Origin of the sequence: Zoogloea sp., from assembly GCF_028689785.1 — a bacterium.
In the GTDB taxonomy this organism is placed as follows: Bacteria; Pseudomonadota; Gammaproteobacteria; order Burkholderiales; family Rhodocyclaceae; genus Zoogloea.
Genome location: NZ_JAQVCN010000008.1, coordinates 61185 through 76472 on the forward strand (window position 1 = coordinate 61185; position 15288 = coordinate 76472).

Annotated in this window: 12 protein-coding genes; 9 read left to right on the forward strand and 3 right to left on the reverse strand. The window is 67.0% G+C overall.

Translation table 11 applies throughout. From position 1 onward, the window contains the following. Positions 1-28: 28 nt before the first annotated feature. From pepP to PHI64_RS06130, 3 genes are read right to left on the reverse strand one after another with little or no spacing between them, the layout of a single operon-like run. The gene (gene pepP, locus PHI64_RS06120) at positions 29-1348 is read right to left on the reverse strand and encodes a Xaa-Pro aminopeptidase (protein ID WP_299880192.1); all 1320 of its coding nucleotides are present in this window, start codon (positions 1346-1348) and stop codon (positions 29-31) included. Positions 1349-1406: 58 nt separating this feature from the next. Continuing rightward, entirely contained in the window at positions 1407-2081 is a 675-nt protein-coding gene (gene murU, locus PHI64_RS06125) for an N-acetylmuramate alpha-1-phosphate uridylyltransferase MurU (protein ID WP_299880328.1), read from the reverse strand. A gap of 19 nt (positions 2082-2100) precedes the next feature. Next, positions 2101-3099, reverse strand: coding sequence for a phosphotransferase (locus tag PHI64_RS06130; RefSeq protein ID WP_299880195.1), 999 nt, complete (start codon positions 3097-3099; stop codon positions 2101-2103). 81 nt (positions 3100-3180) lie between these two features. On the opposite strand from PHI64_RS06130, the gene PHI64_RS06135 reads away from it, so the two are divergent. From PHI64_RS06135 to PHI64_RS06175, 9 genes are all read left to right on the forward strand, one after another. After that, complete coding sequence (locus tag PHI64_RS06135; protein ID WP_299880198.1) at positions 3181-5643, forward strand: LPS-assembly protein LptD; 2463 nt, start codon at positions 3181-3183, stop codon at positions 5641-5643. 16 nt (positions 5644-5659) lie between these two features. Beyond that, positions 5660-6958 carry a peptidylprolyl isomerase gene (locus tag PHI64_RS06140; protein ID WP_299880201.1) on the forward strand — a complete coding sequence of 433 codons (1299 nt, stop codon included), beginning with the start codon at positions 5660-5662 and terminating at the stop codon, positions 6956-6958. Positions 6959-7053: 95 nt separating this feature from the next. Further along, positions 7054-8031, forward strand: coding sequence for a 4-hydroxythreonine-4-phosphate dehydrogenase PdxA (pdxA, locus tag PHI64_RS06145; RefSeq protein WP_299880204.1), 978 nt, complete (start codon positions 7054-7056; stop codon positions 8029-8031). Beyond that, the gene (locus PHI64_RS06150) at positions 8028-8918 is read left to right on the forward strand and encodes a patatin-like phospholipase family protein (protein WP_299880207.1); all 891 of its coding nucleotides are present in this window, start codon (positions 8028-8030) and stop codon (positions 8916-8918) included. The genes pdxA and PHI64_RS06150 overlap by 4 nt, the downstream gene beginning before the upstream one ends. A 10-nt stretch (positions 8919-8928) precedes the next feature. Further along, positions 8929-9729, forward strand: a complete 801-nt coding sequence (gene rsmA / locus PHI64_RS06155; protein ID WP_299880210.1) for a 16S rRNA (adenine(1518)-N(6)/adenine(1519)-N(6))-dimethyltransferase RsmA — start codon at positions 8929-8931, stop codon at positions 9727-9729. 217 nt (positions 9730-9946) lie between these two features. Next, a complete protein-coding gene (locus tag PHI64_RS06160; RefSeq protein ID WP_299880213.1) occupies positions 9947-10174 on the forward strand; it encodes a hypothetical protein in 228 nt (75 codons plus the stop codon). A 223-nt stretch (positions 10175-10397) separates the two neighbouring features. Then, positions 10398-11669: an HlyD family efflux transporter periplasmic adaptor subunit gene (locus PHI64_RS06165; RefSeq protein ID WP_299880216.1), complete on the forward strand. Its 1272-nt coding sequence runs from the start codon at positions 10398-10400 to the stop codon at positions 11667-11669. A gap of 4 nt (positions 11670-11673) precedes the next feature. Beyond that, positions 11674-13848 (forward strand): peptidase domain-containing ABC transporter, encoded by a 2175-nt coding sequence (locus tag PHI64_RS06170; protein WP_299880219.1) that lies wholly within the window; start codon positions 11674-11676, stop codon positions 13846-13848. Then, on the forward strand, positions 13848-15266 hold the full coding sequence (locus tag PHI64_RS06175; protein ID WP_299880223.1) for a TolC family protein: 1419 nt from the start codon (positions 13848-13850) through the stop codon (positions 15264-15266). The genes PHI64_RS06170 and PHI64_RS06175 overlap by 1 nt, the downstream gene beginning before the upstream one ends. Positions 15267-15288: the final 22 nt, after the last annotated feature.

Sequence of the window (15288 nt, forward strand, 5' to 3'; positions counted from 1 at the left end):
GTGCGGGGGCTCCGGTGTGTGGGCAGGGTCATGCCCGGGCAGCCATCAGGGCTTCGATGTCGGCAACGCTCTTGGGGGTGTCGAGGGTCAGGATGTCGCAGCCGCTGTCGGTCACCAGGGCGTCATCCTCGATACGGATGCCGATGTTCCAGAAGGCCTCGGGCACGCCGTCGGCGGGGCGGATGTAGCAGCCCGGCTCGACGGTGAGCACATTGCCCGGCACCAGCGGGCGCCATTCGCCAGCGAGCTTGTATTCACCCGCGTCGTGTACGTCGAGACCCAGCCAGTGGCCGGTGCGGTGCATGTAAAACTGGCGGTAGCTGCCGGATTCGAGCACGCCGTCCAGGCTGCCTTCGAGCAGGCCCAGGTCGATGAAACCCTGGGCCAGCACCCGGGTGGCGGCGTCATGGGGTTCGTTCCAGCCGGCGCCTGGGCGGGTGGCGGCAATGGCGGCGGCCTGGGATGCCAGCACCAGCTCGTAGGCGGCCTTCTGGGGGCCGCTGAAGCGGCCGTTCACCGGGAAGGTTCGGGTGATGTCGGAGGCGTAGCCGTCGAGTTCGCAGCCGGCATCGATGAGCAGCAGGTCGCCATCCCGCAGCAGGCCGTCGTTTTCAACGTAGTGCAGCACGCAGGCGTTGGCGCCGCCGGCCACGATGGAGCCGTAGGCCGGGGCCTGGCTGCCGTGGCGGCGGAACTCGTGGATCAGCTCGGCCTCGATCTCGTACTCGTGGGCGCCGGGCCGGGTGGCCTGCATGGCGCGGCGATGGGCGCCGCCGGAGATGCGGGCGGCCTGACGCATGGTGGCCAGCTCGCTGGCATCCTTGATCAGGCGCATCTCGTCAATGAGGCTGCGCACGTCGCGGATCTGGGTTGGGGCCAGGCAGCCCGTGCGGGCCTGGGCGCGCACCCGGTTGAGGGCGTCGGTGATCCGGGTGTCCCAGCTGGGCTCGTAGCCCATGGAGTGGAAGATGGCCGGCTGGTTGGCGAGCAGGATGCCGAGCTGGGTGTCCAGTTCGGCGATGGGGTAGGCCTCGTCGAAGCCGAAGGTCTCCCGGGCGGCCTCGGGGCCGAAGCGGTAGCCGTCCCAGATCTCCCGTTCCATGTCCTTGCTGCGGCAGAACAGCAGGCTGCGTGGGGTGTCGCCGGCCACCAGCACGAGGACCGCCTCGGGCTCACGGAAACCGGTGAGGTAATAGAAGTAGCTGTCGAAACGGTAACCGTAGTGGGTGTCCCGGTTGCGGATGCGCTCCGGGGCGGTGGGGATGATGGCGACGCCGCCGCCTGCGGCCTGCATGGTGGCGAGCAAGCGGGTGCGGCGGGCCTGAAAAGGGGCGGTGTCGAGGGGCATGGCGGTATCCGTTGGCTGTATGAGGGATGGACCGTGGCGGCGGGGGAATGTTGCGTGATCAGGCCGTGCGTAGGCTGTTGTCCAGCTCGTGCAGGCGCTCGGGGGTGCCCACATCCACCCAGCGGCCAAGCAGGCGGGCGCCAGTGACGCGGTTGCGGGCCATGGCGGTGCGCAGCAGGGGCGCGAGCTTGGCGGGCGTGTCGGGGGGGACGTCGGCAAACAGCGCCGGGTGATAGGCACCGATACCGGAGAAAGTCAGGCGCTCGCCCTCGTCATCGCGGACCTGCCCGTCCGGGGTCAGGCCGAAGTCGCCGTCCGGGTTGTGGGTCGGGTTGGCCACCAGCAGCAGGTGGGCGCAGCGCACCGGGTTGAGTTCTTCCGCAGCCCGGCGCAGGCCGGCGAAGTCGGCGTCGCAGAAGACGTCACCATTAACCACCACAAAGGGCGCATCCCCCAGCAGGGGCAGGGCACGGGCGATGCCGCCGGCGGTTTCGAGGGCGCTGCTTTCGGGCGAATAGCGGATGCGCACGCCAAAACGCGCGCCGTCACCCAGCGCGTCCTCGATCATCCGGCCCAGGTGGGCATGGTTGATGACCAGGTCGGCGATGCCCGCCGCCGCCAGACGCTCGATGTGCCACACGATCAGCGGTTTGCCGCCGGCCACCAGCAGGGGCTTGGGGCAGCTATCGGTGAGGGGGCGCATGCGTTCGCCGCGGCCGGCGGCAAGGATCATCGCTTTCATGGTCGTGGGCTCAGAAGGAGTAGCCGACTTCAGTGACGGTCGGATCGGTCTGTTCGAGGATGCGCAGCAGGGGCTTGAGCTCGCCGTAACGCTCGCAGGCCTTGCGCAGGTAGTGCAGAACCAGCGGCATGTCCTTCAGGTAGCCGTCCTTGCCGTCCCGGTGGTAGAGGCGGGCGAAGATGCCGAGCACCTTGATGTGGCGCTGCACGCCCATCCATTCGTAGTCCCGGTGGAACTCGGCGAAGTCCTCGCGCACCGGCAGGCCCAGCTCGCGGGCGGTTTCCCAGTAGCGGGCCAGCAGGTCGAGGGTGAAGTCCTCTTCCCAGTGGATGTAGGCGTCCTTGAACAGGGAGGCCAGGTCGTAGGTCATCGGGCCGTAAACCGCGTCCTGGAAGTCGAGCACGCCCGGGTTGGGGGCAGACACCATCAGATTGCGGCTGTGGTAATCGCGATGCACATAGACCTTGGGCTCGGCCAGGTTCACGTCGACGATGCGGTCGAAGACCTCATACAGCTGGGTGGTCTGCTGTTCGCTGAGGGTGACGTTTTTGTGACGGCTCACGTACCACACCGGGAAGAGCTCCAGCTCGCGCATCAGCAGGCCGCGGTCGTACTCGGGCAGCACGCCGGGCTGGCTGGACGCCTGGATGCTCATCAGCGCGCCCAGGGCTTCGGCGTAGAGGTTATGGGCGTTGTCCTTGGTCAGGGCGTCCAGGTAGGTGGTGCTGCCCAGGTCGGAGAGCAGCAGGAAGCCCTGCTCCAGGTTTTGCCGGATGATCTTCGGCACATGCACGCCGCTGGCGCCGAACAGCTCGGCCACCTTGATGTAGGGGCGGCAGTCTTCGTGGCTGGGGGGGGCGTCCATGACGATCAGGGAAACAGGATCGTCAGCAAATGTAAGCCGGAAGTAGCGCCGGAAGCTGGCGTCGGCGCTGGCCGGAGCGAGTTCGAAGGGGCGGCCGGGAAATTCGGCGGCGATCCAGGACTGGAGTTGTTGGCGTCGTTCCACGGGAGTCTGAGATGCGTTCGTGTAAAATCGCGCAGTTTATCAAACCATGCGGTCGGCTCGCCGGCTGGTTCCTGCCCCGGGATGAAACCTCACACCCAGTTGCGCTTCCTGTCGATTGCCCTGTTCGCCCTGTGGGGGCGAGCCAGCGCGGAAGATCTCCCTCCCTTCGTGGTGTCTCCGGCCCTGCTCGGCAAGCCCGCGGCAGCACGCCCGGCCCCCCGTGCCGTCAGTACGCCGTCGGCGGCTCCCGCCGCGGCCCGCCCGGCGCCGGCCAGGCCGGCTGCTGTCGGTGCCCCGGGGCGCAAGCCCGCCACCGCGCCCGCCCCCCTGACCAGCCCCGGCGTCACCCGCATCAGCGCCGACCGGGTGAGTGGTCATCAGGATGTGGATACCGTCGCCGAAGGCAATGCCACGCTGCTGCGCGATGCCACCCGGGTCGATGCCGACCGTCTGCAGTATTTCGAGCTCACCGACGAGGTGGAAGCCACCGGCAATGTACGGGTGCTCCGCGGGACGGACGAGATGACCGGCCCCCGTGCCCGCATCAAGGTGCAGGATCAAACCGGTGTCTTCGATTCGCCCAGTTACGCGATCAGCCGCCCGGCGCGCGGGCCGCGCCCCGGACAGGCCCCGCTGCTCCCCGGCCAGGCCTTGCCGGCCAGCCAGCAGCCCATCAGTGGCCACGGTTCGGCTGAATCCCTGGTACTGGAGGGCGAGAACCAGTTCCGTTTCTCCAACGCATCATGGACCAGCTGCAAGCCGTCCCGCCCCGACTGGTACCTGCAGGCCAAGGAACTCGATCTGGACTATGACGACGAGGTGGGTGAAGCCCGCCACGGCACCCTGTGGTTCAAGGGCGTGCCCGTGGCCTACCTGCCTTGGGCTGATTTTCCCCTCGGCGAGAGCCGCAAGTCCGGCCTGCTGTCGCCCACCTTCGGCACCTCCAACAAGGTCGGCTTTGACCTGTCGGTGCCCTACTACTTCAACCTCGCGCCCAACTACGACGACACCCTGACCGCCCGCGTGATGGGGCGTCGTGGCCTGCAGTTCCGCAACGAAGCGCGCTACATCAACCCCAATTTCCGTGGCATTACCTACCTGGAATACATGCCCCAGGATGAGGTGGAAGGGCGCAGCCGCTACGTGGGTTCGGTGCGTCATGATCACAATTTTGGTGGTGGCTGGAGTAGCAATCTCAATGTCAACGGCGTTTCCGACCCGCGCTACTTCATCGACCTGAGCACGCGCCTGGCCCTGACCTCCCAGGTCAACCTGCTGCGCCAGGGGTCGGTGACCTACGCCGGTGGGGGCTGGTGGACAGCCACCGGCATGCTGCAGGCCTTCCAGACCCTGGACGACCCCAAGACGGGTTCTGCTCCGGTAAGCATCCCCTACAAGCGCCTGCCCCAGCTGACGCTCACCGCCAACCGGCCCGATCTCCCCGGCGGTACCACCTTTCAGCTGGCCAGCGAATTTGTTGCCTTCAGCCACCCGACCCAGGATGAAGGGCGTCGCCTGACCTTCTACCCCCAGCTGTCCCTGCCCCTGCAGACAGCCGCTTTCCACTTCACGCCGAAGATCGGCGTGCACGCCACCCGCTACGAGCTTGATCGCCGTGTCAGTACCGGCGACAACTCCACCACCCGTACCCTGCCCATCCTGTCGGTGGATAGCGGCGTGACCTTCGAGCGGGATGCCAACTTCGGCGGGCGGGATTTCGTGCAGACCCTCGAGCCGCGGATCTACTACCTTTACGTTCCCTACCGGGACCAGTCGAACATCCCCAACTTCGATACCGGCTTCTACGATTTCAACTTCGCACAGATCTTCGCCGAGAACGTTTATACCGGTGGCGACCGCATCTCCAACGCCAACCAGATCACCACCGCTGTCCAGAGCCGCCTGATCGACCCGACCACAGGTGCCGAGACCATGCGTGCCGCCCTGGGGCAGCGCTATTACCTGGTGGACCAGCGCGTCACCCTCAACAAGGACACGCCGGCCCGCACCGGCAAACAGGCCGACCTGCTGGCGGCCTTCGGGGTCAATCTGGCACCCAAGACCACCCTCGATACCGCCTGGCAGTACAACCCCCGGGACAACTGGACCGAGCGCTTCAACTTCGGCTTCCGCTTCCAGCCCGGCTATGCCCGCACCCTGGGGGTGAGCTGGCGCTATCGGCGCAACTACTCCACCGACCCGGCCAACCCCAACGGTTTCCGCGACATCGATCTGACCGGCCAGTGGCCCCTGTGGGGCAACTGGTATGGTGTAGGCCGTTACAACCGCAATCTGCGTGACCATCGCCTGACCCAGGGTATTGCCGGGGTCGAGTACAACGCGGGCTGCTGGGTGTTCCGTGGTGTGGTGCAGCATCTCACCACCAGCGCCACCGACGTGACCCGTGCCTTCTTCTTTCAACTCGAATTCAATGGCGCCGGCAGCCTCGGCTCCAGCCCGCTCAATGTCCTGCGCCGCAGTGTGCCGGGCTACAACCGCATCAACGATGGCTCCAACCCCTTCTCCAGCGACGACGACTTCTGAAAGCGCCCTCCGACCCATGAAACTCATCGTCTCCCTGCTTGCCGCCAGCCTGCTCGCCAGTACCGCCTTCGCCGCCAACGAGCCGGTCGAAGTGGATCGCATCGTGGCGGTCGTGAACAGCGAAGTCATCACCCGCTCCGACCTGCGCATGCGTGTCGCCCAGGTCACCCGCCAGCTCAGCCGTCAGGGCACCCCCCTGCCGGCCGCCGACGTGCTCGAGAAGCAGGTGCTGGAGCGACAGATCATCGAGCGTCTGCAGCTCCAACTGGCTGCCGAGACGTCCCTGCGCATCGACGATGTGACTCTCGACCGGGCGGTCGGGCGCATTGCCGACAGCAACCGCCTGTCCATGACCGAGTTCCGCAAAGCCCTCGAGAATGACGGCCTTTCCTGGGAGCGCTTCCGTGAGGAAGTGCGCAACGAGATGCTCCTCACCCGGGTACGTGAGCGTGAAGTAGAGGCCCGCATCGTGGTGTCGGATGCCGAGGTCAACAATTTTCTGGCCCACCCGGAAAACACTGCAGGGCAGGAGGAATACAACCTCTCCCACATCCTCTTCCGGGCGCCCGAGGGCGCAACGCCCGAGCAACTCGCCCGTTTGCGCGCCAAAGCCGAGGACGTGGCCGCCCGCGTCGCCCGGGGCGAGCCCTTCGACAAGCTCGCCGCCAGCTACTCCGATGCCCCCGACGCCCTGACCGGCGGCAATCTGGGGTGGCGCAGCGCCGAGCGTCTGCCGGGGCTGTTTGCTGAAGCCGTTGCCAGCCTCAAGCCGGGCGAGACTACTTCCATCCTGCGCAGCGCAGCCGGCTTCCACATTGTCCGTGTGATCGACCGCAAGGGCGGCAGCCAGTCAGGGGTGCCGGCCCAGGTCCAGCAGACCCATGCCCGCCATATCCTGATCAAGACCAGTGAAGTGGTCACCGATGCCGATGCCCGTCGTCGCCTCACCGATCTGCGTGAGCGCGTCGTTCAAGGGGGCGCCAGCTTTGCCGACCTGGCGCGTATCCACTCCGCCGACCTGTCCGCGTCCAAGGGCGGTGATCTGGGCTGGATCTACCCGGGCGACACCGTGCCCGAGTTCGAACAGGCCATGGACGCCCTCAAGCCCGGCGAGCTCAGCCAGCCCATCCAGTCACCTTTCGGCTGGCATTTGATCCTGGTTGAAGATCGCCGCGTGCAGGATGTTTCCGACGAACGCAAGCGTGGTGCGGCCCGCAATGCCCTGCGCGAGCGCAAGTCCGATGAGGCCTACCAGGACTGGCTGCGCCAGCTGCGGGACCGGGCCTACGTGGAATACCGCACCGAAGACCGCTGATCCGGCCGCCGGCGCCGTGGAATATCCTCCACCGCGCCGGCTCCAGCAGCCGTCCTGTCCCTCTCCTGCCGTTCCCTTCCTGCACTTCCCCCATCATGTCCTCCCCGCTTCCCGTCCTCGCCATTACCAGCGGTGAGCCCGCCGGCATCGGCCCCGATCTGTGTGCAGCCCTGCCGCGCTTCGACTGCCCGGCACGCCTTGTCGTTCTGGGTGACCGCGACATGATCGCCGCCCGCATCCACGCGGTCGAACCCTCGGTCGACATCCTCGACTACGCCGTCGGCAGCACGCCCCGGCCCGGCAGCCTCGAAGTGCTGCACCTGCCTTTGGCCTGCCCCGTTACCCCAGGGCTGCTGGATGCGGCCAATGCCCGCTACGTGCTCGACGTGCTCGACCGGGCCATCGCCGGCTGCAAGTCCGGGGAGTTTGCCGGCATGGTCACCGCGCCGGTGCACAAGGGCATCATCTGTGAGGCGGGCGTGCCGTTTTCGGGGCATACCGAGTATCTGGCCGAAGCCACTGCCACGCCCCTGGTGGTGATGATGCTGGTGGGTGGGGGGATGCGCGTGGCTCTGGCCACCACCCATCTGCCCCTCAAGGACGTTTCCGCGGCCATCACCCGCCCCCTGCTCACCGACACCCTGCGCATCCTGCACACCGATCTGCGCACCCGCTTCGGCCTGGCCGCGCCGCGCATCCTGGTGGCGGGCCTCAACCCCCACGCGGGGGAGGGCGGCCACATGGGGCGGGAGGAGATCGACGTGATCACCCCGGTGCTGGAGGCCCTGCGTGCCGAGGGCATGGATCTGCGCGGCCCCCTGCCGGCCGACACCCTGTTCGTGCCCCACACCCTGGGGCAGGGCGATGCGGTGCTGGCCATGTTCCACGATCAGGGCCTGCCGGTGCTCAAGCACGCCAGCTTCGGGGGGGGCGTCAATGTCACTCTCGGGCTGCCCATCATCCGCACCTCGGTGGATCACGGCACCGCCCTCGACCTGGCCGGCACCGGCAGGGCTGATCCGGGCAGCTTGTTCGCCGCCGTCGAGCTGGCCATCGGCATGGTGCGGGCATGAACGGGCGTCGTCGCCTGCTGCTCGGCAGCGTCGCGGCCCTCGGGCTCTCCGCCTGTGCCGACTTGATCCACAAGCCCGAAGCGGTGGCGCCCCGCGCTGCCCGCAAGCCGCGGGTGGCCCTGGCCCTGGGAGGCGGCGCGGCCCGCGGTTTTGCTCACATTGGCGTCATCAAAGTGTTGGAGACCCATGGCCTGGCGCCGGATCTGGTGGTCGGCACCAGTGCCGGAGCAGTGGTCGGCGCCCTCTACGCCGCCGGGCATGGGCCTTTCGAGCTGCAGAAGCTGGCCATCCAGCTGGACGAGTCCGCCGTCACCGACTGGAGCTTCTTCGACCGGGGCGTGATCAAGGGCGAAGCCCTGGAGCGCTTCATCAACAGCAACGTGGGCAACAAGCCCATCGAGGGCTTGAAGCGGCGCTTTGCTGCGGTGGCCACCGACCTGCAGAGCGGCCAGCCCATCGTCTTCCAGCGGGGCAACACTGGCACCGCCGTGCGCGCCTCCGCTTCCATCCCCGGGGTGTTCCCGCCGGTGCCCATCAATGGGCGGGAGTACGTGGATGGAGGTCTGGTGGCGCCGATTCCGGTGCGCGAGGCCCGGGGCCTTGGCGCCGACATCATCATTGCCGTGGATATTTCGGGCCGTCCTAGCGGCAAGAAGAACCAGGGCAGTTTTGATGTGCTGCTCGATACCATCGCCATCATGGGTGGCGCTCTGGGGCGCGATGAGCTGGCCGGGGCCGACGTGGTCATCCGGCCCGAGCTGAAGGGCCTGCCCGCCACCAACTTCCAGCAACGCCACGAAGCCATCCTGGAGGGGGAACGGGTTGGTTTTGCCGCCGTGGCCCGGGTCCGGGAGGCGATTGCGGCCTGGGAAAAGAAGAACGCCTGAGGAACAACGGATGAGCGAACCCCATCTCGCGCGCAAGCGCTTCGGCCAGAACTTCCTGTCCGACCCCAACATCATCCGCAAGATCATCGAGGCCATCCGCCCGGCGGAGGGGGATCGCATGGTCGAGATCGGCCCCGGCCTGGGGGCCATGACCGAGCCGCTGATGGCCCGTCTGCCCCATCTACACGTGGTCGAGATCGACCGGGATCTGATTGCCCGCCTCAAGGAAGCCCACTCCCCGGAGAAGCTGACCATCCACGAAGGTGACGCCCTCAAGTTCGACTTCGGCAGCCTGGTGGCCGACGGCGCCCCCCTGAGGGTGGTGGGTAATCTGCCTTACAACATCTCCACGCCCATCCTGTTTCATCTGGCCGACTACGCCGAGAAGGTGAAGGACATGACCTTCATGCTGCAGAAGGAGGTGGTGATGCGCATGGTGGCCGAGCCTGGCACCGAGGAGTACGGGCGCTTGTCCGTGATGCTGCAGTACCGCTTCAACATGGCGCGGGTCTTCGATGTGCCGCCGGGGGCCTTCCGTCCCGCGCCCAAGGTGATGTCGAGCATCGTGCGCATGGTGCCGCGCCCGGTGGCCGAATGCACCGCCACCGACTACGCCCTGCTCGGGCGTATCGTCACGGCGGCCTTTGGCCAGCGCCGCAAGACCTTGCGCAATACCCTGCGGGATTTTCTCGGCGAGGGGGATTTCGCCGCCCTCGAACTCGACCCCGGCCTGCGCGGCGAGAAGCTCGCCGTGGGCAGCTTTGTACGTATCGCCAATCACGTTGCTGGGCGGACTTCCCCCGTTGTTTAGAGGGGTGTGGAGGGGGCGTGTGAGGCAAGAATGAGTGTTTTTGATAAAAACAATAAAAACATGTAAAAATGCTTTTCATATTCCTTTTTGCCGTGGTATTTCACGAATTCAAGTCTTCTTTGAGGTTATAGTGAATTCGCTGCCTGATTACCCATTACGGGTTTTGGGTGGCGCGACATCAAAAAATAGATTCACTTACTCTCAAGAGGTTTCAAAAATGGCTATTCGTGAGCTCTCGTCCCAAGAAGTCCAGAACGTTTCCGGTGGCACCTTCGGTCTCCTGTCCGGCCTGCTGTCCTTCAAGCTGAACCTGCTGAGCAGCCTCTTCGGCGGCAAGAGCGGCTGCTACACCCCCGCTCCGGCTCCCACCCCCTGCCAGCCGGCTCCGACCCCGAGCCCCTGTCAGACCTGCCAGCCGGCTCCCAAGCCCTCCTACGGCTGCTGATTCACGTTTTCGTGAATGAGGGATGACTGCCGCCTGCGGGTGAGCGGTTGACCATGACGGGCCACCCAGGGGTGGCCCGTTGCCATTTGAACAAGTCGCCGGGACATTCCTCACGCTGTTGGCGCCGATGCGCCGGAAGCGCGGGAATAGTTCAGCGCATGCTGCCGGGCGGGCATGCGACCCTGCGGCCAGCGACTTTGCCCGGCCTGCCCCCGTTGCCCCCGTGAAAGACGATTCCCTGTTCCGCCCCGAGGCCCTCGATGCCCAGCGCACCAACTGGCTTGGGCCTGTGGCGCTGAGCCAGCCACTCTCCTTCTCCGTCTTCGCCCTGCTGGCAGCCACGGCAGCCCTGGCGCTGATAGCCTTCTTCGCCTTTGGCAGCTACACCAAGCGCACCACCGTGGCGGGGCAGTTGCTGCCGGCGGGGGGGTGGTCCAAGGTCTATCCGGGCCAGTCCGGCGTGGTGGTGGAAAAGCGCGTGAGGGAGGGCCAGGCGGTGCGCGAGGGAGACGTGCTGTATGTGCTGTCCCTGGAGCGCAAGAGCGATGCCGCTCCCGGTGGCCTGGCCAGCATCACCGAGCAGGTCGAGGCGCGCCGCGACAGCCTGCGCAGCGAACTGGGCAAGACCGAGTCCCTGCAGCAGGAGCAGCGCGCTGCCCTGACCCGCAAGCAGGCCGCCTACGAGGCCGAGCTGCGGGTGATCGAGCAGTCCATGGAAGGCCAGCGCGCCCGCGTGGCCCTGGCCCAGGACACCCTGCAACGCTACCGGGGCCTGCTGGAGAAGGACTACATCGCCGGCGAACAGGTGCAGCTGCGCGAGGCCGATCTGATCGACCAGCGCTCGCGCCTCCAGGCTCTGGAGCGCGAGCGCCTCAATGGCCAGCGCGAGCTCACCCTGCTGCGTGGCGAGCTGTCGCGCATGCCTCTGGAGCAGTCCAAGCAGATCGCCGAGATTCGCCGCAGCATCTCCAGCTCCAATCAGGAGCTCACCGAGAGCGAGCTGCGTCGGCGCATCTTTGTGCTGGCACCCCGGGACGGGGTGGCAACGGCGGTGACGGCCGAGGTCGGCCATACCGTGGATGGCAGCCGCCCGGTGGTGTCCATCGTGCCGCCCGGCGCCCGCCTGCAGGCCTACCTGTTTGCCCCGAGCAAGGCGGTGGGCTTCGTGCGCGAGGGGGAGGCGGTGATGCTGCGCTTCGACGCCTACCCCTACCAGAAGTTTGGCCATACCGCCGGGCGTGTGGCCCAGGTGGCCCGGGTCGCCCTGTCGAGCCAGGATCTGTCGGCCCTCGGCCTGTCCGGGCTGGATGGCGCCGGTAGTGGAGACCAGGTGTACCGCATCACGGTGGACCTGGCCGCCCAGTCAATCATGGCCTACGGCGAAGCGCGCCCCCTGCAGGTGGGGATGCAGCTTGAGGCCGACATCATGCAGGAGCGCCGCAAGCTCTACGAATGGGTTCTGGAACCCCTCATCAGCATCACCGGGAAGCTCTGAGCCCATGTCCCTGATCGCCAGCCTGCCCGCCGCCTTCGGGCGCACGCTCCCCGTCATCCTGCAAACCGAAGCCACCGAATGCGGCCTGGCCTGCCTGGGCATGGTGTCCGGCTACCACGGGCGCCGCACCGACCTGGCCCAGCTGCGCCGCCAGTTCTCCATCTCCCAGCACGGTGCCACCCTGGGCCAGCTGATCGGCATCGCCAACGCCCTCGGCCTGGCCAGCCGGCCCCTGCGGCTGGACCTGGAAGATCTGGGCCAGTTGCGCACGCCATGCATCTTGCACTGGAACCTCAACCACTTCGTGGTGCTGAAGAAGGTGACTCGCCGCGGCATCCTCATCCATGACCCCGCCAGCGGCGCCCGCTGGGTGGCCCACGACGAGATTTCCCGCAGCTTTACCGGCGTGGCCCTGGAGCTGTGGCCCAGCGCCGAGTTCCGGCCATCGGCACCGCCGCCGGCGATCCGCTTCCGCGACCTGATCGGCCGCGTGGACGGGCTGTTCTCGGCCGCGACCCAGGTGCTCATCCTGGCGGCGGCCCTGGAGGTCTTCGCCCTGGCCAGCCCCTTCTACCTGCAGTGGGTGATCGACCATGTGCTGGTGTCCGCCGACCGGGATCTGCTCACCACCCTGGCTCTGGGCTTCGGTCTGCTGCTGATCGTCCAGCAGCTCTTCTCGGCCCTGCGGTCGTGGATACTGCTGCACATCGGTACCAACCTCAGCCTGCAATGGCGTACCAATGTCTTTGCCCACTTGCTACGCTTGCCCGTGCAGTACTTCGAGAAGCGTCACCTGGGCGATGTCGTATCGCGCTTCGGGGCGGTGGACGAGATCCAGAGCAAGCTCACCGCCTCCTTCTTCTCGGTGCTGATCGATGGGGTGATGTCGGCGGTGACCCTGGCCATGATGTTCCTGTACAGCCCGGCCCTGGCCTGGATGGCGCTTGCGGCGATGCTCACTTACGCCCTGATCCGCGCCCTGTGGTTCCGTCCCCTGCGCCTCGCAACCGAGCAGGAGATCGTCCATCACGCCAGCCAGCAGTCCCACTTTCTCGAGACCGTGCGTGGCATCAAGGCCGTCAAGCTGTTCCAGCGCCAGAACGAACGCCGCTCCGGCTGGCTGAGCCTGGTGGTCGAGCAGGTCAACGCGGGGGTGCGCACCCAGCGCCTGTTCATCGCCTTCGAGTCGATCAACGGCCTGCTGTTCGGCCTGGTGGGCATTGCCATCCTGTGGCTGGGGGCGAGGCAGACCCTGGACGGACTGATGACGGTGGGTGTGCTGATGGCCTTCAAGGCCTACAAGGATCAGTTCGACGGCCGCGTCGCTGGCCTGATCGAGAAGTTCTTCGAGTTGCGCATGCTGCGGCTGCAGGGCGAGCGTCTGGCCGACATCGTGCTCACCCAACCCGAGAAGGACGCCCCTGCCGGGCCCGGCCGTGAGGTGGCCAGCCTGGGGGCGCCGGCCGTGCGTCTGCAGGGCCTGCGCTTCCGCTATGCCGAGACCGATCCATGGGTGGTGGACGGCATCGACCTGGAGATCCCGCCAGGCCAGTCTGTGGCCTTCGTCGGCCCGTCGGGTTGCGGCAAGACCACCCTGATCAACCTGATCCTGGGCGTCTTTCCGCCGGTGGAGGGCGACATCCTGATCGGCGACGCCAGCCTGCGGCGCAGCGGTGGCGAGGCGCCCCGGGCGCTGATCGGCACAGTGATGCAGGATGACACCCTGTTCGCCGGCTCCATCGCCGACAACATCTGCTTCTTCGATCCGGCACCCGATCGGGCCCGCATCGAGGAATGTGCCCGCCTGGCGCAGATCCACGAGGAGATCGCCGCCATGGCCATGGGCTATCACACCCTGGTGGGGGATATGGGCACGGTGCTCTCCGGTGGGCAGAAGCAGCGCCTCTTTCTGGCCCGGGCGCTCTACAAGCAGCCGCGCATCCTGGTACTCGACGAGGCCACCAGCCACCTGGATGTGACCTGCGAGCAGGCCGTCAATGCGGCCATCCAGTCCCTCGACCTGACTCGCATCATCATCGCCCACCGCCCCGAGACCATTCTGAGCGCCGAGCGGGTGGTGATGCTGCACGGAGGCAAAGTGGTGGAGGACATGCCAGTAAGCGAGCTGGTCGCCCGTCAGACCGCCGCCAGCACGGCCCAGGCTGCGGAGGCCGGCTGATGCGGCGCCTGTTTGCAATGCTGGCCCTGCTGGTGGTATGCGGCCCGGCCGCGGCCTTTGACCCCCTTGGGAGCCGTACCGATCTGCTGGATCTCACACCCCCCGGGCAGGTGCCGCTGGACGCCGAGCTGAACGGTGGGGTGCGCTGCCCTGAGCCCTTCGCCGGCGGCGACATCAGCCTTTCGGAGGTGGTGCGTCGGGCCCTGTGCCGCGACCCGCGCGCGCGCCAGGCCTGGGCCGCTGCGTCCCTTGCTGCCGCGCGCCTGGGGGCGGCCCGTGCCGCCTATCTGCCAACCCTGAACGCTAACCTGACACGCAGCCGGAGCGGCCAGACCCTGGAGCAGGGCGGCAGCACAACGCGCTCCGACAGCCGCGGGCGGGGTAGCCAGCTGGATCTGGCCTGGAATCTGTTCGACTTCGGGCAGCGCGAGGCCAGCGTGGATAGCGCCCGCCAGACCCTGTTGGCGGCGGCGGCCAGCCAGAACCTGAGCATCCAGACCATCTTCCTGGACGCCGCAAATGCCTACTTTGGCTTGCTCAACGCCCAGGGCGAGCTGGCCGTGGCCCAGGAGGTGGAGCGCATCAACCTGCAGAGCTTCCTGGCGGCCGAGGCCAAGCACGCTGCCGGCGTGGGTGATCTGACCTCGAAGTTGCAGACCCAGACCGCCTTTGCCCAAGCCATCCTGGCCCGGGTGCGGGCCGAGGGCAATCTCCGTAACGCCCAGGGCCAGCTGGCGGTCAGCATCGGCGAGCCGCCCCTGCGCCCGGTGAAAGTGGATGCGGATGATGCCCATTTGCCTGACACGAGCTTCGTGAAAAGTGTGGACGCGCTGCTGGAGCTTGCCCAGAAGACCCACCCGGAGCTGGCCTCGGCCCGTGCCAGGTTGTCTTCTGCGCGGGCCCGCATCGCTGTGGCCGACCGGGCCTACCTGCCGTCGGTGAGCCTCAATGCCGTTCGTTCGAGCAATGATCGGCGTTACGACAATGGCACGCCGGCCCTCGATCAGAACGACCGCAGTGTCAGCGTGCAGCTCAACGTGCCGATCTTCGACGGCTTCTCCCGCCACTACCAGGGAGCGGCGGCCCGTGCCGAGTTCGAGCAGGCCGACGCCGAGCTGCGCGGTGTGGAGCAGCGGGTGGCGCTGGAGGTATGGCAGGCCTACCAGACCCTGCAGACCCAGACCCAGACCCTGGACAGCACCCAGAAGCTGCTCGGCTACGCGACCAAATCCCTGGAGGTGGCCCAGGGCCGGTACAAGGCTGGGGTTGGCAGCACCCTGGAGCTCCTGGAGGCCCAGCGCGCCATGGCCGACGCCGCCCAGCAGCGCATCAATGCCCTGTCCAGTTGGCGTGCCACCCGTCTGCGTCTGGCGGCCAGCCTGGGCAAGCTGGGTTTCTGGAGCGTGGAAGGGGGCTGACCCACAAAGCAAAACCGCCGCG